We start from the raw sequence: 18,391 nt of genomic DNA, 5'->3' as shown, positions 1-18,391 counted from the left end.
CGGCCAGAAGCTGCGGACCGGCCACCGGGTGCCCGCCGAGGGTCAGGTGAGACTGGTCTGACCGGCGCCGGAAGGTAGCTGCTTCAGGACCTCTGTGCGAGGCGCGTGCCTGGACCACACGGCTTGCTCGATGACGCTGTCGCAGTGAAACCACCGCGGCTGCCGTGGGCCCCAGAACAGACGGGGAACCCACTCCTTCGACGAGACGCACCGGACGGTGCGTGGCCATCGCGCAGAAGGAGAAACCCATGGCGAAGCAGACCTTCGATCCCAACAGGCTCACGTTCGAGCAGGGCGTGGAGCGCATCAAGGAAGCGGTCCGCGAGAGCGGACTCGACGTCGAGAACCGCATCATCACGTCGAGGGACGAGGGAGTCGAGAAGGCGCTCAAGATCCTCGAGGTCGACAATGTCCCGCCGGGATTCCGCAAGTGGCAGCTTCCGGTGTACATGGCCTGTGAGTCCCAGCTCTACATCACGGTCGCCGAGCCGGGCGCACAGGCGTCCTCGCACGCGCACAACGACGGTGCAGGCATCCGGTTCATCGCGAGCGGGTCGATCGTCTACAACGGCTACGAGCTCACGGCCGGGGACTGGATGTACGTCCCTGCGGGCAAGGAGTACTCCTTCGAGGTCGGCCGTTACGGCGCGCTGATGTGCTACTGCTACTGCTGCTCCTGCGCCTGAGCAGGGGACGAATCCGACGGCCGGTCATGCCTGTCCGTCCACGGACTGGCTGACTTCCGGAGGGGCGCTCAGCGGCCCGTCGCCCGGGACAGGCAGCAACGGGCCGGATCGAATCAGAGCGAATGGATCGGATCGGCTCACCGAGGGGCGGCGTTCTGGGCCCAGACCCGTTGGATCGTCCGGTAGTCGATCACGGCGATGTCCTCCTGCTGCAGAACCTCACGGGCCTGCGGCGATGTCAGGAACTCGTAGTCCGTCCGACGCACGCGCCAGCCACCGTCGACGGCCTGCGCCTCCTCGTTTCCCAGACCTGGATGCACGGCCCACTCATTGAGCCCGGCAGGCAGGTCGCGGAGCATCTGGACGTACCGGGCCGCCTTTCCTGTGGTCTCGAGGGAGAAGCTGTCCAGGAAGTCGTTGTCGGTGACCGGCAGCCCGCGCCGGCGCATCTCCCGGAGCCCGGGTTCGAGCCAGACGCGGACCGCGAGGCCGTACTCGGCTGCCAGCACTGCGGTCAGGTCGAGGATGTCGTCGCGGCCGCCGTCGGCCAGGCAGTGGAAGTCCAGGTGTGTCGGCGTGAGTCCGGCATCGGCGACGGCATCGATCTGGGCGCGGAAATCACGTTCGACCTCGTCGAGCCGAGCCTGGCCGAGGAGGGCCGCCCGTCCGGCGGGCGTCGGAGGGAACAGCTCACCCGCGGGGTCCAGCAGCGAGGGGACTCGCTCCTTCGCGGCCGTCGGACCCCATCGGATGTCGGGCATCTCGCACACCAGGGTGAGGTGGACCCCGAACGGGATCTGCGGCCGTCGGCGCAGCAGTTGCACGGCCTGCGGCGCCGCGGGACACGGGACCATCAGGCTGCACGAGGTGGCGATGCCGTCCTCGATCGACTCGATCACCGCGGCGTTGGTCGCTGGATACATGCCGAAGTCGTCACAGTTGACGATCAGCAGCCGGGCGTCGGGCGGATGTCCCAGTAACTCACCCGACTGCTCTGCGGGTGCGACGGCTGCGGGGCCGGTGGTTTCGTCCATGTCCGCAGTGTGAGACCCGGCCCAGCATCGCGCACGAGAATATGCCCGCTCCGGGCCGGTACAGGTGGAGCCCGACCGGCGGCCTGGGGGTCGGCAGGCGGTCGGCGACGACGCCCCGGAAGAGCTGCCGGATCGGCGGGCCGACGGCGATCCGGTCGTGGCGGGTCTGCTCGGGTTCGGCATGCGCGTCCATGGCCGGCGCAGCCTATTGGAGCGTTTCGGGCCGACGGCCCGTCGCCCGGGCGGGGCGGGTTGTCGGCCCGGAGTCCGCGGTGGCCGGTCGGCCTTGCCGGGCGTTTCGGTCCGCGCCCGGGTCCTGGCGAGGCGGGACCTCCTCGCGCGTGCACGGAGCAGGCCCGGTCTGTCCCGGCGTTCTCCCGGGGCCGACGCCGGGCAGGGCCGCGCGCCTGCGGTGTGGAACCGCGGGTCGCGTTCGCCCCTTTGAGTGCGGCCCGCTTTTCGTACGACGACGTCGGCTCGGCTTTCGACCGGGGCGTCGTCGGCGGTCCCGCGCAGCCTGCCTGAGGGCTGGTCAGAATGCGAAGGCGGCGCCTTCGTTCAGGGTGACGCCCATGGCGCAGGTGTTGGCGAAGGTGTACTGCCAGGAGGTGCGGGAGCCCTCCCACACGCCGTCCACGGTGACGGTGACGGGGTCGAAGTGCTGCGGGCACATGCGGTCGGGGTCCGGGGAGGCCAGCAGCCCCGTGAAGGCGCCGTCCTGGGACGTGGCCTTGAGTTCGGCGCAGGCGGCCTCGGGGGCGGGGTGCGTTCCGGCGGCGGTCGGCGCGCAGCTGAGCGTGACCGCGCGCAGGACGGTGGCCGAGCTCGCGTCGGCGCCCTTGCTGATGCTCAGTACGACGGCGGAGGGCGCGTACAGGCTGTCGGTCTTGGCTTCCGCGATACCGGCGGTGCCGGCGAGACAGAGGAGAGCGGACGCGGAGATCGCGGCGAAACGACGAAGCATGACGGGGACTCACTTTCGATTCAAAGAGTTGAGGGGGCATCTACCTTTGGATCGCCACCCTGTTGGCGCTTCGGAGTGTGTCTGACACGTAGAGCAACCGCACCTTCGCGGTCACTATCCGGACACCCGCACCCACATGCCGGTGATCGAATGAATGTTCAGCAGGTCAGCCCCGGTGCCGGAGCGCTTCGCGGCGGTCCCTTACCCGCCCGCTCCAGCCCCTCGGCAGCTGCCGGCCTGCGTAAGGACGCGTCAGATTTACCGACCGGTCGTTCAGTACGACCGATTAACGACGCTCGCCTCGGCGGGTGCTTCAGGACCTGGAGACGGCGGGGCGGAACTTTCCGATCGGCGGGTTCGCCGCCGCCCTGTGGCGTGCCACACGGTTCGCGGGCGGCACGACGTCCGCTCGGGAACCGGCATTCTCGGTAGCGTGATCATCTGCCGCGTGGAGCGACCATGCGCCCGGCTGGTCCGTACGAGGGCTTCCGGCGGAGAGTGATGAGGCTGCAATGGGTGAACTGACGAAGCCCGAGATCGACCGTCCGGAAGGTGAGGCTCCCACCGAGCTGACGATCCGGGACCTCGTCGTCGGGGACGGCGCCGAGGCGAAGCCGGGCAGGGTTGTCCAGGTTCACTACGTCGGAGTCACCTTCGAGTCCGGGAAGGAGTTCGACGCCTCCTGGGACCGGGATCAGCCGTTCAAGTTCGCCGTGGGCGGCGGCAGGGTCATCAAGGGCTGGGACCGGGGGATCAGGGGGATGAAGGTCGGCGGTCGGCGCGAGATCGTCGTTCCCCCGCGCCTCGGCTACGGCAACCAGTCGCCCTCGCCGTTGATCCCGGCCGGTTCGACGCTCGTCTTCGTGGTCGACCTGCTCTCGGTCGCGGTCTGAACGGTCTGAGCCAGGCTGCCGCCGCCCGGTCTTCTCCGGCATCGAGTCGAACCGGGACGAGCAGCCGGCGTCGATCCGCGCGGTCCTCGCACAGGACCGCCGGGCCGCCGTGCGGGTGCACGTATGAGGCCCGGATCCACAGGATCCGGGCCTCATACGGTTTTCAGTAGCGGGGACAGGATTTGAACCTGCGACCTCTGGGTTATGAGCCCAGCGAGCTACCGAGCTGCTCCACCCCGCGTCGGTAGACACCACACTACGTCACTCACGGCACCACCCATGACCACACCGCTCCCGGCAGGGCCCGCTCAGCCGCGGGACCGGTGATCCGGGGCCTGCGGACAGAACCCGGCGACGCGTCAACCGCGGCCACCGTGCTCCCCCGGGAGAGTGGATCCGGTTGCCACCAAGATCGGCCGCATCCTACGGTTCTGAACTGCTGAAACAGCATGTTCCCCGCCTGCGCGGCCGGTTGACCGCATCCTCGTGTGCGGCCCCGAACAGAAGGACGCCATCATGGCTGCGGAACGGCCTGACGACGTGGAACCGGCCCGGGTGCTGGGCGGGGCGCTGCGCGACCTCCAGCGGCGTTCCGGTCGCACGCTCCGCGCCCTCGAGGAGAGTGTGCGCATCAGCGATTCGTCGCTGTCGCGGTACTTCTGCGGCACCACTGTCCCTCCGTGGTCCACCGTGTACGACCTGTGCAGGGCGCTCGACGGCGACCCGGCCGACTTCCGTCATCTGTGGGAGGCGGCCGACCGGAGCCAGCGCAGACCAGTGCAGGCCGGTCAGAGCGGTCAGGCCGGCCAGGCCGGTCTGAGCGGTCTGGCTGCTCTGCACAGTCAGGCTGGTTTGGCCGGTCAGGCCGGTTTGGCCGGTCAGCGGGACTCGGGGCCGCTGTCGCCCGTGGCCGGCGGCGATCCGGCCGACGGCTCCCCGCCCGGGGGTGTCCCGAGGCATCGGCTCTCCCTCCGGAGCGGGCGTACCGCCTGGGCTCTGGCCGGGGCCGTGCTCGGGCTGGTGCTCGGCGCCGGGAGCGCGGTACTCGTCCGGCCTCCCGCCCCGGCATCCGGTGACGACGCGCCGCCCGTCGCGCACGGCGCGTCCGCCGCGCGGGAGCACGACAGGATCTTCGTGAGCCGCGCGACGGGGGCCTGTCTCGACGACAGTCTCGACAAGGGCACTCGTTCCTTCGCGTGCAACGGCATGTCGTACCAGCGCTGGACCGTCCGCACCACGGCGGAGGGCGGCACGCAGCTGCGGAACCACGCGACCGGCGAGTGCCTGGAGCACGGCGCCGACGGCCTGCGCACCGTGCCCTGCGGCCCGGCCGCCTCCCAGCGGTGGACCGTCAGCGCCGGGAGCGACTCGGCGTCCGAGGTCCGCAGCACCGCGACCCGGCGCTGTCTGGACGACAGCCCGGAAGGTCTGCGGGTGCTGTCCTGCGACCGGACCGTACGGCAGAAGTGGGCCTGAGTGGAGACGATGTGGCGGTGCTACGCCACCTGGACGGCGTCCAGCTCCGTGGAGCGGTCCCCCTTCGAAAGGCGGAGCGTGTTCCACCCCTGGCGCAGCTCCACCGGGACCTCGCGCGGCTGCCACGCGTCCCAGCCCGTGTACGGGTAGTCGACGACGCCCGCGGCCGCGCCGTTGACCGTCAGGCCGTGCGTCGCGGTGGCCGGCGCGCCGGTCGCGTCCAGTGAGCCGTTGCCGTAGCGGACGGTCAGGGTGTGGGGTCCCGTGGAGGCCGCGTAGACCCGGAACTCCACGGAACTGTCGGGTTCGTCGATGTGCCCGACGGCCCGGTCGCCCCAGGCGTCCTTCGCCTCGCGGACCGTCGCCCGGTGCACCCGGGCGAGCTCCGCCTCGTGGAGCGTCTTGCTGCCCCGGACGACCGGGCGGCCGTCGGCGAAGCCGAGGTCCGCCACGTACAGCGCGCGCCGTGAGGGGTCGGCGCCCCGGCCGTGGAAGAGGATCCGGTCCCGGCCGCCGGGGCCGGTCACCACGTCCTGGCCGCCCGGTCCGCCGATCGCCCCCGAGAAGGACTTCGTGGTCAGGAGGGGCTCGTCCCCCTTCACGTAGGGGCCGGTGAGGGTGTCGGCGATCGCCCAGCCCGTCGCGTACGCGGCGGTGCGGTAGTCGCCGGCCGAGTACAGGAGGACGTAGCGGCCGTCCCGCTTGACGAGCGTGGGCGCCTCGACGAGGCCGCCCTCCCAAACGCGGTCCTGCTTCAGGAGCCGGACCGGTTCCCCCGTGACGCGGGTGCCGTCCCAGGAGACGGGCTGGATGTGGAGCCAGGTGTCCAGTCGGCAGCAGTTCCCGTCGCTCTTCCAGAGCAGGTGGCGGGTGCCGTTCTCGGTGTAGCTCGACGCGTCGATCGCGCCGCCCGCCTCCGTCGGGCAGACCAGGGCGCCGCCGCCGGCTGGACGGAAGGGGCCGTCGGGCGAGGACGCCAGGGCGGCACCGATGCACTGGCGCCCGCCGACGCGGTCGCGCGCCGTGTACTGGAGTGTGAATCCGTTGCCGTTGTCGAAGACCTCCGGGGCCCAGACGTCGTACGGAGGATCGGGCCTGACCCAGTCGCCCGGCACCGGCAGGACGTCCTGCGTGTCGACTGTCCAGTGGACCAGGTCGGTGGAGGTGGCGTGCTGGACGTTGCGGCCGTGGACGTTGGTGGCGTAGGCGTGGAAGACCCCGCCGACCGCCACGACGTCCGGGTCGGCGAACTCCTGGTCGAGGACGGGTGTGGTCGGGGAGGACGCGGCGGCGCCGGCCCCGGCGGGGTCAGGTGCCGTCGGGGAGGTCACGGTGCCGCCGACCCGGGCGGGCTCGGGTGCCGCTTCGCGGGCCCGGGTCGGCTCCGGCAGCGCTGCCGGGGGCCGGACCTCATCGGGTAGCACTGCCGGGGGCCGGACCGAATCGGGTGTCGTGGCTCCGGCGGGGAACGTGGCAAGACAGGCGGCCGCGCCCAGGGCGGCCAGGGCCGCCAGTGCTGCGGCGAAGCCCCGGCGCGGGAAGCCCCGGCGGGGGAAGGCGGTCCTCCGGCCGGTCGCCCCGAGGGCCCGGCGGCGCCCCGCGCCCGCCCGGCGGGCGAGTCCGTCCCCTGGTTTGGTCCGGTGGTGCACGGCGGCTCCTTCCGTTCCGGTCGCCGCACGCTCACGGTCGCCGCACGCTCGCGGACGACGCGATCGGCGACGCTCCCTCCCCACGTTCTGGACACGTAGGGCACACCACGAGAACGACACGGCCGCTGTCGCGTTGCGCGGCGGGCGGGACGACCGGGGAGGCCGCGTCCGGCGCCGCAACGCGATGGCCGCACCACCCGCCGGCAGTCCCTGTCCCGGGCTCGTACGTGTCCCGGGACAGGGGTGTCCCCGCAGGTCAGAGAGGGGGGAATCCCGACTTCGCCGAAGCAGCCGGGACACGCTTGCGGCCCGCTCGCCGCCCGGCACAGACTTCGGTTGTCCGGCCGCCGCACCGCTCGACGGCAGCGCCTCCGCCCGACGTCCCGACCCTCCGGTGCGCCCCGCGCCGCCACGGCGAATCCGCAGAACGCCGCGCCCCACGGCCGCCACCACGCCGACGGACCGTCACCGTCACCGTCACCGTCGCCGTCGCCGTCGCCGTACCGCATCCCCCGACCACCGCAGGAGATCCCCCATGCCCCGGAACAGCCGTGCCCGCCGCTTCCCCCTCCTCGCCGCCGCCGTGGCTGTCACCTGCGCCACGATCGCGCTCTCCGCCACCGTGCCGTCGGGCCCCGACGGGCCGTCGGCGGGCGAACGGCCGCCCCCGGTGCGCCCCATCGGTACGGTGGCGGCCACCGCGGACGACCGGCTCCTGCACGACGCCGAGCAACGGCTGCTGCGCGACTGCATGGGCCGGCACGGGTTCACGTACCGCGTGTTCCCGCTCGCCGGCGAGCCGGAGTCCACACTCTTCCCGTACGTCGTCGACGACGCGGCCTGGGCCCGACGGCACGGCTACGGCGCCGAGCTGCGCCGGCAGCGGGAGGCCCTCGCGAGGAATGACCCCAACCGCGCCTACTTCGCCGCTCTGCCGGCGGACCGCAGGGCCACCGCGCTGGTCACCGCCAACGGCCCCTCCCCGGACGGGCTGACCGTACGCCTCCCCGGCGGGGGAACCGTGCGCCGCAGCGATCGCGGCTGTGTCGCGGACGCCCAGCGGCGACTCTACGGAGACATCGCCGCCTGGTTCCGCTCCTCGACCCGTCTGGGCGCCCTGGAACAGCTCCTGCGCAGCCGGGTCGTGGCCGATACCGGCTACCGGAAGAGCCTCGGCGTGTGGCGGCGGTGCATGGGGCGTGCCGGGCACGCGTTCGCCACGCCGGCGGCCGCCCGGGCCGCCGCGCTCTCCCCCGTACGTCCTCTTCCCAAGGACCGTGAGATCGGCCTCGCCCTGGCGGAGGCGCGGTGCGCCGGGGAGTCGGCGCTGTCCCGCACGGCCCGGCGTCTCGACGTCCATCACGGCGGGCTCCTCGCCGAGGAGTACCGCGCGGACGTCGAGACGCGGGACCGGCTGAGGGCCGCCGCGCTGCCCCGTGCCCGCCGGATTCTCGGCGACAGCCCGCGGGCCTGACCCGCCGGCCCCTCTTGCTCCGCCGCGTGCCCCGCGCACGCGGTGGCCCGACGGCCGCGCCGCGAAGGGCGGTCCGGCCATCACCCCACCCACCCATCCCCTCCCCATCCATCCCATCTGAGAAGGAGACACACCATGCGCATCACCCGCGTCCTCACGGCGGCACTCACCGCCGGAGTCCTCACCCTGCTGACCGCCCCGGTCGCCGACGCCCGCGGCGCCGTGTCCGAGGCCGTCACGCCTGTGGCCGTCACGCCTGTGGCCGCCGCACCCGTGGCCGTCGCGGCACCGGCCGCCGTCGCCCCTGCGGCGGTTCCCGGGCCGGACGGCTTCCTGTACGCCTGGGAGCACCCCCACGCGGGTGGCTTCCACTGCCGGTGGAACCGGGAGAACGCCAACTGGGCGGGCTGCCGCGACAAGGTCTCGGACGTCTGGAACAACGGCTACCCCGGCGTCGCCGAGGACGTGAAGCTCTACCGCGACACCGACTGGAACGGCTCGTGGGTCTGCCTCCACCAGGGGCACTCCATTCCCGACCTCGGTGCGTCGGGCCTGAAGTTCTTCAGCCCCGGTCACGGCCAGGGCGAGCTCGTCAACGACCGCGTCGGGTCCCACCTGTGGGTCTCCGCCTGCTGATGTCACCCGCACCGGGCGCCGGTCCGGCGGGGCTCCCCCGCCGGGCCGGTGCCCGGCGTCCGGGCGCGGATCCGGTGCCGTCGCACGGACGGAACTTCTCGCCCGATGCTCGCCGGTCATCCCGCCGAGGCCGCCCCATCGGCGACAGACACCAGCTCGATGGCCGTGTCGTGCGTCTCCTGCTACTCGGCGTGCTCTGGGGCGAGGAACTCCTCGTCTTTTACGACGTCCACGTGCACGACTCGGTGCGCCGGCTTCGTCAGCTCCAGGCTGGCGAGGTGCGTCTTCAGTTTCTTGGCCATAGGGAGGTACGTCGCGAGAGTGAGCCCGCCGGAAATGACGGCGCCGACGACAGGGATCGCCTTCGAGACGGTCTTCGCGAAGGTCTGCTTTGTCATCTGGACGCCGAGGTAGCTCGCGACTTTCTTCACCACCGGGTAGATGACGCCCTGGGTGAGTGCCTTCTGCGGCAGCTTCTTGGCGACCTGCTTCGACATCATCCCCGCGACCTTGCCCACGGCGGCGTTCGCTGATTGGGTGCCGAACATCACGCCGACGAAGAGCGTGAGCACTCCCTTGGTCGCGTCGTCCATGTCATCGCTGTCGCCGGAGAACAGATCGGGCCAGCTGTAGAGGTACGCCAATTTCTGCGCGATGCGCAGCATGTGGCCGAAGTACTGGACCATGTCGCCGGGCACAGTGGCGGGAAGGAAAAGCAGGCCAGGTATCCCGGCAGCCGCGGAGAGAGCGCTGACCTTGGCTGTCTCGTAGCGGATGGAGTCGTTGGCCGCCCTGTCCAGAACCTCGAGGGAAATACCCGCCGCCGCGGGGGTCTCTTCGATCGCTCGGCGGATTTCATCCTCGGAGCAATAGCGCGCCAGTGCCTGCCGGAGGTACGCCTCCCTGCTGATACGCACGCCCGGAAGCCTTGCGGCACCCTCCAGCACCACGGAGAAGCGCGACTCCGGGTTCTCGATCCCTTTACTCGTGGCCATGGCAGGAACCTACAGCACCCGGGGGACGCGAAGTTCTTCATCAACCCAACTCCGCCGCAAGGGAGTTGGGCCGACATCGCGACTGATCCTCTGACGGGAGGGGATCTCCCGCTCATAGCCCTGAGGCTCGGCCCTCTCGGGCACCGCGGGCCCTCTGCCGAGTCGGCAGGGGGCCCGCGGTGGGGTGAGCCGGGAGCTGTCCTCGGCGAGGAGTGTCCCGGCCCGTGTCGCCTACCGTCTGCTGGAGGCCCGACCGCCCGGCCTCACCTCAGGTGCCGGTCGTAGAACCGGTTCCCGTCCTCCACCTCGAACCACGGGGTGCCGGTGTGACCGCCCAGATTGGCGTGCAGCGTCTTCTCCTTGCTGCCGAAGGCGTCGAACAGGTCCAGGGCCCGTCGGCGGGGGTTTCCTTCGTCGTCCCACTGCAGCAGGAACAGCAGCGGGACGGTGACCTGGCGGGCCTCCTCGCGCTGGGCGTGGGGAACGTATCCCCCGGCGAAGAAGCCGGCGGCCGCGATGCGCGGTTCGACCGCGGCCAGCCGGATGCCGACGGCGGTCCACCCCGAGTACCCGACCGGGCCGCCGATCTCGGGCAGTTCGAGGAGGGCGTCCAGGGTGGTCCGCCATTCCGGGACCGCGTTCTCGACCAGCGGGCCGATGAACGACTCGAAGATCTCGTCGACCGGCTCGCCGGCCTGCATCGCCCGGCGGAGTTCGGCGCGGGCCTGTTCCTCGGCGGCGGAACGGGGCCGGTCACCGCATCCGGCGGCGTCGATGGTGGCCACCGCGTAGCCGTGCGCCGCGGAGTGCCGGGCGCGGGCGACCAGCCGGGACGCCGCCTTGGGCAGGCCGTTGTTGTGGGCCATCAGGATCAGTGGGGCGGGTGCGGCGGACTCGGGCGTCCACAGGGTGCCGGGGATCTCGCCGAGGGTGAATTCGCGTTCGAGGACGCCGTCGTCGAGACGCTGTTCAGAGGTGAAGTGCAAGGTCGTGCCTTTCGGGAGGGCTCTTGAACGGCGCTCCCGGACGACCTATCGCCCGACCGTGACCCCGGAGGGGAGCACCCAGGTGAAGACTGTGTTCACGGGTACCACCTCCTCGTTCTCTCGCACGGTCTCCGGAAACGTAGCAGCGCTCGCTGTGGGCCGCCAACGGGTTTTCGCGCGGGTTCCGTGGCGGTGGCGGGGGGTGTGAGGGGGCTGTGTTTCTGGTGTCTGCCGGCTCTGGTCAGGCTTTGTCAGGGCGTGGGGGCGGCGGCCTCCTGGATCAGGGCTCCCAGTGTCTTGGGGGTGCTGGGTGTCAGCCGGAGGGCGCTGGTGCGGAAGCGGTCCCAGGATGTGTGGTGGTCACCGAGCTTTTCGAGGAGCAGTGCTGCCACGGCGGGCGCGGCAGATACTGCCCCTTTGATCATTCATATCGCTCAGAGGCCCGTGCATGCACATACGCTCCTTCCGTCGTTCTGTGGTGTTCCTTGTGCTGGCAGTCTCCGCTGTGCTGACTGCCTCCAGCTGCCTCCGGCTTCCGACCCGCACCGGACGACACGAACATCCGGTACACGGCTGGACCGCCCGCATGCCGCCAGATGCTTGATGCCGCAGAGGGCCGGCAGACACCAGGACCAGCCGCGGCCATTCAGCAGTTCAACTCGAAGGGCGACGTATACGGCGGAGCCTCCGTGCTCACTTCGTACCAGGGCTCCGGCGCCGAGGAAGCATTCGCGAAGGTGCGCGAGGACCTGAAGACCTGCCGCTACTTCGAGCGGCAAGGTCCAGCCGGCCTCTACAAGGCAACGGTCGCCGTGCGCCCTGCCCCGCGATTCGGTGATGAGGCAGTGCGGTTCGAGATCACCGCCCCGGTGAAGCTCGGCGCACACGTGACCGAGTGGACGGTGGTCCGGGCCGGGAGCACCGTGGTGAGTTTCACGAAGCTGTCGATCGCAGGTCACGACGTTCGTGAGTTCCCGCCTGCGCTCATCGCAGAGCAGGTCACCCGCCTCCAGGATGCGCAGGACTGACCGCAAGGCCCCGGCAATCCGGTATGGCCAACCATGAAGTGACCGCATCGAGCAGGCTCGATTTCGGCGAAGATCCGATCTGTGGACGGCGTGCCCCTGCGGAGCGACGTCTCGCGCGGCGCAGTGACCCTTGGCGGGTGGGCGCGTTGGTCCGGGCATGAAGAAGATCACCGCCTTCGCCGCCGTCGTGCTCCTCGCCTCCGGGCTCGCCGGCACCGCCGCCGCGTCCCCTGCCCCCGCGCGGACCGGGGACGCACGCATCCTGCTCACGGCCGCTCGCACGCAGGGCGGGACCGAGAAGGTCGACGCGGTGTGGCTCGGCTGCGCCGGGCAGGCCGGGGTGGGGCACCCGTACCGGGAGGACGCCTGTGAGGCCCTGGCCGCCGCCGACGGCGACTTCGACGCTCTGCGCGGCGAGCCCCAGGGCTTCTGCACCGCCGAGTACGCCCCCGTGACCCTGACCGCCCGCGGCACCTACGAGGACCGCACCGTCGACTGGAGCAGGACCTACCCCAACAACTGCGAGGCCGTACGCGACACCGGGGCGGTGTTCTGGTTCTGACGTGGGCGTCCCGCCCGTACATGACGGGCAGTCCGGTCACGCGAGGCGCTGCACAGCCCTGCCCCGCCCGTTGGCGGGTGCGGGCGGGGGGTCAGGCGCCGATGCCGACGGAGGAGACGTAGGCGTAGGCGTTGTAGTCGGAGTCGAGGTCGCTGATGACGTCGTCCCAGATCTCGTCCACGAGGGCCTCGTTCCGGACTGCCCAGGCGTCGATGAGATCGGCCCAGATGTAGCGGACGGTGATGGACCGCTGGTTGAGGGTGGGGCGGGAGCGCTCGGCCGGGACCTGGGTCTGGTCGACGGGGTAGATCTCCATCCGGCGGCCCCGGCCGTCGTTGTCGAGGTGCCGCTTGAGCCAGCCCGAGCGGATCAGGTTCTCGCGCCGGCGCGACCAGTAGGCGTTGTCGACGCGTTCACGGTTCCCGGGTGTCGGGGTGATCCTGCCCTTGTCCCGCATCCAGGAGCGGATCGTGCGTGCGGAGACGCCCTGTTGGGCCAGGGCCGTACGGCCGGCGGCGCTGTCGAGGTAGCGCAGGCGGGCGGCGAGTCCGCGCCTGGAGGTGATGGGCGAGGCGATGCCGGAGGAGTAGACGATCCGGTTCAGCTCCACGATCAGGGCCTGGCCGCCCTTCACCCCGCGGGCGCTGAACTTCCCGATGTCTCCCCAGCGGGTCCACAGGTCCGGCGAACCCGCCATCAGCTCCTACCCCCCAGGATGTAGGTGGTCTTCTCCTTGACCTGGCTCAGGTCCCGGCCCTCCGGGAACACGGACCGCCAGTCACCGGCCACATGGAGCTCGTCGGTCCCGGAGATTTCGACGATCCGAAGTCCGGCCCTGTGCGCCTTGTTGGCCTTCATCCACAGATTCGCGAACGCCTTCGCCCGGATGATGTGCATCCAGTCCGGGCGGCGGATTTCCCGGTTCGCACTCGACTCGCCGATCGTCGACACGAATTTAGAATACATCGCCTTTACGTAGGACACGGCCAGCTCGTCGCCTTCCGCGAGAGCGTTCTTGCGCGTCTCGGCCAGGGCGCGGCGGAGCTTTTCCAGCAGGGCCTCGGAGGCGCCGGAGACCAGCGAGCGGTGGATCACCGGGGCGTCCGCGAGGCCCTGGCGGGCGCAGTCGAGCAGGAGGCGGAGGGTGGACTCGCTCACCCACAACTCCCCGGGCTCCATGCGGTTGCCCAACGGGTTGGGGAGGTCGGCGTGGTCCCAGCCGGCCGGGGTGACGAGGTGGACGCCGGCCCTCTTCGGGTCGTGGACACCGCCGGTGTCCTCACGCAGCTGACCGATCGGCAGCCAGCACTTGAGCGCGGAGAGGTAGGCGGCGTTCATGTCCAGGGCGGTGACCTCGATGCGCTCGCCGCGTTTCGCCGCCGCGAAAATCTCCGGGTTTCGCCATTTCGGGCGGCCCTCCCAGATCTCGTCCGCGCCCTTCTGGGACTTCTTCCGCAGAATTTCCTGCGTCGGCGGGAATTCCGAATGCTCGTACCGGCCGCCCACGCGGGAAGCCTTGAACAGTGCCATCACATCCGGAATGGCCGACTTGATCAGCGCGGCCTGCGCGGCGTCGACGTCGCCGCCGGACCCGGCCAGGACCTCGCGCGCCCGGTCGGCGATCTGCTCCACGAGCGTCCCGGAGGCGTACCCGGGCGCGCTCCGCCGCGGTACGTCCGGCGTTGCCGGCCTCTCCGGGGCCCCGGGCGCCTCAGCGGCCTCCGGGCCGGGCGCGGGAGGTGCGGCGGGCACGGTCGGTGGTGCGCTTGCCGCGGCCACGGCGTCCGCGCACTCCTCGGCACTCAAGTGCTGGGGGAATCCGTCGAGTTCGATCTGGGCCGGCTGTCCGCACAGCACACACGGCCCCGCCGTCGCCTGCGGATCCGCGGCGACTGGCGCAGAGGCCGGGCCGGAGGGCTCGGGCAGCTGGGCAGGGACGGCGGGCCCGGGCGCCTGCACGGGGACGGCGGGCGGCTGTACGGGCGGTACGGAGGACTGCTCGACGGCGGGAGCGGCAGGCGCGGTGGGGGTGGCGGGAGGCTGGATCCCGGTGGGGTGGGTGAACGGCTGCGTGCCGGTCCGCTGAAGACTGGGGACCGAGCCGTGCAGGACGCCCACCGCGTGCGTGGGTCCGGCGAGCAGGTCGAGCGCGTGCAGTCGGTAGTGCGCCGCGAGGAGGTCGACGTCCTCCAGCGACCAGTGCTGGCGGCCCGACTGTTTCCGCGACACCTGTGCCTGCGACTGTCCGATCCGCACGGCCAGGTCGTTCTGGCGCTCACCGGTCCGTGCCATCAGCGCGGCAACCGTGAGCCTCAGGATCTCCTCGACACCCATCACGGATACGAACCTAACATTCGGCATGCTGAATCCGCATACAGGATGCGGAAATCGGCGCCTGGTTGGTGGGGTCGTGCGGGCATGCGGGAAGGCCGCCCTCGTGGGCGGCCCTGCCGCATCCGTGTCCCGGAGGGCTCAGCGGCTGCGGCGGTAGTGGGCGGCGATCAGGGAGATCGAGAACATCGCGGCCATGACGCCCACGGCCAGGGTCAGCGTGCCCGCCTCGCCTCCGCTCATCGACCAGCCGTTGCCGAGCAGGAGGGCGGTGCCGCCGACGCGGGCCAGGACGGCGTACCCGCGGTCGCCGGCGCGGCTGAAGTGACGGGCCAGGACGTAGCACGCGGCGATCATCGAGAGGAAGGTGACCGAACCGGCGGCGAAGTGGGCGTAGCTGTGCCAGGTGAGGACGGCGGGCATTCCGTAGGGGGTGCCCACCGGGAAGCCGTCGGCCGGGTCCATGACGAACACGCCCGCCGCGATCATGCCGATGCCGGCGACCCGTACCAGCCGCGGCGCCCAGGTGCTTCCGGGGGTGCCGTGCAGGGCCCGGCGCAGGCCGGTCGCCCCGAGGGCGAGCAGGGCTCCGACGGCGAGGAAGTTGGCGATCTGGAGCCAGCCGAGGGAGCCGTTGCTCAGTGCGCTCAGGGGGTGGCGGGTGATGTCGAAGCCGTCCCGGGTGGCGGCCTGGGTCAGGGCGACGACCGCCCACAGCGGAGACGCCACCGCCGCACAGGCGAGCAGGCGGCGGGTGGTGCCCCGGGCCGGAGCGCCGGTCGCGGCGGTCGTTCCGGTCGTCATGGGCGTGCCGGTCGCGGTGGGCGTGGTGGGGACGCGGTGGTCGGTGGTGGTCATGGCGGGTGCCTCCGGGCTCGTCGTGTTCGGTTCCTGTCCACACGTCGAAGGAGCGATGTGACAGGGAACGCTGCGATTCCCTGTCACATGGGCTCGTTCGACGTGTGGACAGAAAGCGGCCACCGCACTTCACGGCCCGGCCCGACGAAAGAGGAACCCATGCGCTACCTGATGACGACCAGGCCTTCCGACACCGCTCCCGACGAGAAGCTGTACGCCGAGATGGGCCGGTTCATCGAGGAGCTGACGGCCGCGGGTTCGCTGCTGGCCACCGGCGGTCTGGAGCCGGGAGGCATTCTGATCAGCTCCGCCGGCGACGAGATCACGGTGACGGACGGGCCGTTCGCCGAGGCCAAGGAGGCCGTGGCCGGCTTCGCGCTGATCGAGGTCCGGTCCAAGGAGGAGGCGATCGAGCTGGCCCGGCGCTTCCGCAGGATCGTCGGGGACGGCGAGAGCGTGATCCAGCAGGTCTTCGGCCCCTGAGCCGTCGGCCGCAGCGCGACGGCGAGGGAGGCGTGCCCCGGCTTGCGAGCGAGCCGGGGCACGTGCTGTCATCGGGCCTGTGTCCGTGCCCGATGTCCATCGCACCGTCGACGCGGTCTGGAAGCTCGAATCGGCCAAGATCGTCGCCGGACTCGCACGGATGGTCCGTGACGTCGGGCTCGCCGAGGAACTGGCTCAGGACGCGCTCGTCGCCGCTCTCGAACAGTGGCCCGGCTCGGGCGTCCCGGACAACCCGGCCGCATGGCTGACGACCACCGCGAAACGAAGGGCCGTCGACCACATCCGGCGCTCCGAGCGGCTGACGCGCAAGCAGGAGCAGCTCGCCCAGCAGCTGGAGCAGCAGCACGACCCCGAACAGGACGACGTCCTGCGGCTGATGCTCATCTCCTGTCATCCCGTGCTGCCGACCGAGGCGCGCGCCGCACTGACGCTGCGGCTGCTCGGCGGTCTGACGGCCGAGGAGATCGCACGGGCCTTCCTGGTCACCGGGACGGCGATCACCCAGCGTATCGCCGCCGCGAAGCGGACCCTGGCCGAGCAGCGCGTGCCGTTCGACCTGCCGGACGGCACGGAGCTGGCCGGGCGCCTCTCGTCCGTGCTGGAGGTCATCTACCTGATCTTCAACGAGGGGTACTCGGCGACCTCCGGCGACGATCTGATGCGGCCCGGTCTCTGTCTCGAAGCACTGCGGCTGGGGCGGCTGCTGGCCGAGTCGGCGCCCCGGGAGGCCGAGGTGCACGCGCTGGTCGCGCTGATGGAGATCCAGGCCTCACGCTCGGCCGCGCGCACCGGCCCGTCCGGCGAGCCCGTCCAGCTGCACGAGCAGAACCGGGGCCGTTGGGACCAGCTGCTCATCCGCCGCGGCTTCACCGCGATGCTGCGGGCCCGGGAGATCGGTGGCACGCCCGGGCCGTATCTGCTGCAGGCGGCGATCGCCGTGTGCCACGCCCAGGCGCGTACCGCCGAGGAAACCGACTGGGCGCAGATCGCGGGCCTGTACGAGGCGCTGGCGCGGCTCGTTCCGACGCCGGTCGTCCAGCTCAACCGGGCGGTGGCGCTCGGGAGGGCGTACGGACCGCAGGCGGGCCTCGACCTGGTCGACTCGCTGGTCACCGATCCGGCCCTGCGCGACTACCACCTCCTGCCCAGCGTCAGGGGAGATCTGCTGCTCCGTCTGGGCCGGACCGGGGAAGCGAGGCTGGAGTTCCACCGGGCCGCGTCGCTCACCGGCAACGCCGCCGAGCGTGCCTTCCTGCACCGGCGTGCGGAGGCGATCGCGGTCACCGGTGTCCCGCCGCTTCCGACGCTCGCGCAGGCCGCGCGGGAGTTCCTGAGCCGTGACGATCTGGACGCGGCGACGCTCCGCTCGTACGGGCAGACCCTCCGGCGGCTGTGCCGCGCCCTCGGCGAGCAGATGCCGCTGGCCGCGCTGACGGCCGACCAGGTGTCGCAGGCGTTCGCGACCTCCTGGGGAGGGGCCGCGGCCCGTACCTGGAACCGGCACCGCTCGGCCGTCCGGTCGTTCGGCGCCTGGGCGTCGCTGGACGGTCTCGCGGCGGGGCTGGAGCGCCGCGCCGAGGCCCCTGCGCGCTCCCGGCCCCTGGCCTCCGCGCAGCTCGACGCGCTCTGGAGCCGCAGTGACCTGCCGTTGCGCGAACGGGCGTTGTGGTGCCTCCTGCACGAGTCGGCCGCCGGGGTGAAGGCCGTCCTGTCGCTCGACATCGAGGATCTGGACCTGGACGATCGCAGGGCCCGTACGGGCCGCGGGTGGGTGAGCTGGCGTTCCCGGACCGCCCGGCTCCTGCCCCCGCTGCTGGCCGGCCGGACGCGGGGCCCGGTCTTCCTCTCCGACCGGCGGCCCGGCCCGGCCCGGACACCCGCGCCGGCGGATCTCTGCCCGGACACCGGCCGCCGGCGCCTGTCCTACGAGCGGGCCGAGTACCTGTTCAAGGAGAGCACCAAGTCCCTCGACCCGACGCACCGCGGCTACACCCTTCGCCAGCTCAAGCCCCGGCCGGCGCCGCGGCGAACCGGGCCGGACGAGGCCGACCGGGCCGGGGCTGATGCGGCCGGGCCGGACGAGGCCGACCGGGCCGGGGCCGATGCGTCGCTTGCCTGACGGCCGGTGGCGCCGCGGCGCCGGGACACGGTCCGGTGTCGGGCCGCCCGGAGACGGCCGGTGGCTGCGGTACGGGGTGTGCGCGGAGCACCTGGCGGCTCTGCCGTTCCCGTCCCTCTCCGCGGTTCGGGACCGAGGGGACCAGTCCGTTCCGCCGCGGGCGACGAATCCATGAGTAGGAGCACGAAGGTCATCG

18 protein-coding genes and 1 tRNA gene are annotated in these 18,391 nt (G+C 71.6%); 9 read left to right on the top strand and 10 right to left on the bottom strand.

The features are described 5' to 3' along the window. Positions 1-248: 248 nt before the first annotated feature. On the top strand, positions 249-686 hold the full coding sequence (locus ACH4MY_RS34480; protein WP_398008233.1) for a cupin domain-containing protein: 438 nt from the start codon (positions 249-251) through the stop codon (positions 684-686). Positions 687-823: 137 nt separating this feature from the next. On the opposite strand, the gene ACH4MY_RS34475 is transcribed toward ACH4MY_RS34480, so the two are convergent. Beyond that, a complete protein-coding gene (locus tag ACH4MY_RS34475; RefSeq protein ID WP_398008231.1) occupies positions 824-1,720 on the bottom strand; it encodes a polysaccharide deacetylase family protein in 897 nt (298 codons plus the stop codon). Positions 1,721-2,252: 532 nt separating this feature from the next. After that, positions 2,253-2,684, bottom strand: coding sequence for a subtilase-type protease inhibitor (locus tag ACH4MY_RS34470; protein ID WP_398008229.1), 432 nt, complete (start codon positions 2,682-2,684; stop codon positions 2,253-2,255). Between the two features lie 512 nt (positions 2,685-3,196). Here ACH4MY_RS34470 and ACH4MY_RS34465 point away from each other — a divergent pair. Next, positions 3,197-3,577, top strand: coding sequence for an FKBP-type peptidyl-prolyl cis-trans isomerase (locus ACH4MY_RS34465; RefSeq protein ID WP_398008227.1), 381 nt, complete (start codon positions 3,197-3,199; stop codon positions 3,575-3,577). A 167-nt stretch (positions 3,578-3,744) separates the two neighbouring features. On the opposite strand, the gene ACH4MY_RS34460 is transcribed toward ACH4MY_RS34465, so the two are convergent. Next, positions 3,745-3,818 (bottom strand) — tRNA-Met (locus ACH4MY_RS34460). Between the two features lie 275 nt (positions 3,819-4,093). Here ACH4MY_RS34460 and ACH4MY_RS34455 point away from each other — a divergent pair. Further along, the gene (locus ACH4MY_RS34455; RefSeq protein WP_398008225.1) at positions 4,094-5,053 is read left to right on the top strand and encodes an RICIN domain-containing protein; all 960 of its coding nucleotides are present in this window, start codon (positions 4,094-4,096) and stop codon (positions 5,051-5,053) included. A gap of 20 nt (positions 5,054-5,073) precedes the next feature. Here the strand turns inward: ACH4MY_RS34455 and ACH4MY_RS34450 are convergent, their stop codons facing one another. Further along, the gene (locus tag ACH4MY_RS34450) at positions 5,074-6,702 is read right to left on the bottom strand and encodes a family 43 glycosylhydrolase (RefSeq protein ID WP_398008223.1); all 1,629 of its coding nucleotides are present in this window, start codon (positions 6,700-6,702) and stop codon (positions 5,074-5,076) included. Positions 6,703-7,237: 535 nt separating this feature from the next. Here ACH4MY_RS34450 and ACH4MY_RS34445 point away from each other — a divergent pair. Both ACH4MY_RS34445 and ACH4MY_RS34440 read left to right on the top strand, forming a co-directional pair. Then, on the top strand, positions 7,238-8,176 hold the full coding sequence (locus ACH4MY_RS34445) for a hypothetical protein (RefSeq protein WP_398008221.1): 939 nt from the start codon (positions 7,238-7,240) through the stop codon (positions 8,174-8,176). A gap of 135 nt (positions 8,177-8,311) precedes the next feature. Continuing rightward, on the top strand, positions 8,312-8,812 hold the full coding sequence (locus ACH4MY_RS34440; protein ID WP_398008220.1) for a peptidase inhibitor family I36 protein: 501 nt from the start codon (positions 8,312-8,314) through the stop codon (positions 8,810-8,812). A gap of 182 nt (positions 8,813-8,994) precedes the next feature. Here ACH4MY_RS34440 and ACH4MY_RS34435 read toward each other — a convergent pair whose 3' ends face one another. The 3 genes from ACH4MY_RS34435 to ACH4MY_RS34425 all read right to left on the bottom strand — a co-directional run bounded on the left by ACH4MY_RS34435 (position 8,995) and on the right by ACH4MY_RS34425 (position 11,185). Further along, on the bottom strand, positions 8,995-9,807 hold the full coding sequence (locus ACH4MY_RS34435; RefSeq protein WP_398008218.1) for a hypothetical protein: 813 nt from the start codon (positions 9,805-9,807) through the stop codon (positions 8,995-8,997). A 263-nt stretch (positions 9,808-10,070) separates the two neighbouring features. Beyond that, entirely contained in the window at positions 10,071-10,793 is a 723-nt protein-coding gene (locus ACH4MY_RS34430; protein ID WP_398008216.1) for a dienelactone hydrolase family protein, read from the bottom strand. A 251-nt stretch (positions 10,794-11,044) separates the two neighbouring features. Continuing rightward, complete coding sequence (locus tag ACH4MY_RS34425; protein ID WP_398008214.1) at positions 11,045-11,185, bottom strand: hypothetical protein; 141 nt, start codon at positions 11,183-11,185, stop codon at positions 11,045-11,047. Between the two features lie 297 nt (positions 11,186-11,482). On the opposite strand from ACH4MY_RS34425, the gene ACH4MY_RS34420 reads away from it, so the two are divergent. After that, positions 11,483-11,821 carry a hypothetical protein gene (locus ACH4MY_RS34420; protein WP_398008212.1) on the top strand — a complete coding sequence of 113 codons (339 nt, stop codon included), beginning with the start codon at positions 11,483-11,485 and terminating at the stop codon, positions 11,819-11,821. Positions 11,822-11,978: 157 nt separating this feature from the next. Further along, the gene (locus tag ACH4MY_RS34415) at positions 11,979-12,383 is read left to right on the top strand and encodes an SSI family serine proteinase inhibitor (RefSeq protein WP_398008210.1); all 405 of its coding nucleotides are present in this window, start codon (positions 11,979-11,981) and stop codon (positions 12,381-12,383) included. Between the two features lie 91 nt (positions 12,384-12,474). Here ACH4MY_RS34415 and ACH4MY_RS34410 read toward each other — a convergent pair whose 3' ends face one another. The 3 genes from ACH4MY_RS34410 to ACH4MY_RS34400 form a co-directional block, all read right to left on the bottom strand. Then, positions 12,475-13,080 carry a hypothetical protein gene (locus ACH4MY_RS34410; protein WP_398008208.1) on the bottom strand — a complete coding sequence of 202 codons (606 nt, stop codon included), beginning with the start codon at positions 13,078-13,080 and terminating at the stop codon, positions 12,475-12,477. Beyond that, positions 13,080-14,717, bottom strand: coding sequence for an acyltransferase (locus tag ACH4MY_RS34405; RefSeq protein WP_398008346.1), 1,638 nt, complete (start codon positions 14,715-14,717; stop codon positions 13,080-13,082). Before ACH4MY_RS34405 ends, ACH4MY_RS34410 begins: the two co-directional genes overlap by 1 nt. Positions 14,718-14,855: 138 nt before the next feature. Beyond that, positions 14,856-15,572 carry a DUF998 domain-containing protein gene (locus tag ACH4MY_RS34400; protein ID WP_398008206.1) on the bottom strand — a complete coding sequence of 239 codons (717 nt, stop codon included), beginning with the start codon at positions 15,570-15,572 and terminating at the stop codon, positions 14,856-14,858. 159 nt (positions 15,573-15,731) lie between these two features. Between ACH4MY_RS34400 and ACH4MY_RS34395 the strand changes: the two genes are divergently transcribed. Next, the gene (locus tag ACH4MY_RS34395; protein ID WP_398008204.1) at positions 15,732-16,055 is read left to right on the top strand and encodes a YciI family protein; all 324 of its coding nucleotides are present in this window, start codon (positions 15,732-15,734) and stop codon (positions 16,053-16,055) included. A 79-nt stretch (positions 16,056-16,134) separates the two neighbouring features. After that, positions 16,135-18,195, top strand: a complete 2,061-nt coding sequence (locus ACH4MY_RS34390) for a sigma-70 family RNA polymerase sigma factor (protein WP_398008203.1) — start codon at positions 16,135-16,137, stop codon at positions 18,193-18,195. The last annotated feature ends 196 nt before the right edge of the window (positions 18,196-18,391 follow it).

Origin of the sequence: Streptomyces sp. NPDC017246, assembly GCF_044331325.1 — a bacterium.
Classification (GTDB): domain Bacteria; phylum Actinomycetota; class Actinomycetes; order Streptomycetales; family Streptomycetaceae; genus Streptomyces.
The sequence above is the reverse complement of the archived record's forward strand: the minus strand, read 5'-3'. Positions and strand labels throughout refer to the sequence as shown.